1 protein-coding gene is annotated in these 330 nt (G+C 54.5%); it reads left to right on the top strand.

Annotated features, from left to right (window positions below; translation table 11 throughout):
- The coding region (locus ACZ92H_RS29600) for a hypothetical protein (RefSeq protein WP_465052403.1) at window positions 1-330 on the top strand (330 nt) is incomplete at both ends.

Below are 330 nucleotides of genomic sequence, written 5' to 3'. Positions count from 1 at the left end.
TCGGCCAATACCTCACTCTGATGGAAACTGGGGGAAACGTTTGGCAAGTAATCGATTCCACCGCCGAAATGTGGCGCAACGCCGACTTTGCTTCTACCCTTGCCATTAACGGATATCAAAAGATGGCCGGCGGCATGATCATCCAAAAAGGCCTGGTGCTGACCAGTTCTGCCTCCGACTTTGTCCGTTTCACCTTCCCCATCCGGTTCCCTGGAACGGAAAACCCAACCGTGCTTGTCTCGCCGATCAACGGCGGCACGCTAACCTACTCAGCATGGCACAACACACCAACCGCATCCTATGTAGACATCAAGGGCAATGCGCCTGCCA

It is taken from the genome of Janthinobacterium foliorum (assembly GCF_978021625.1).
This window is presented reverse-complemented; position numbering and strand designations above follow the sequence as displayed.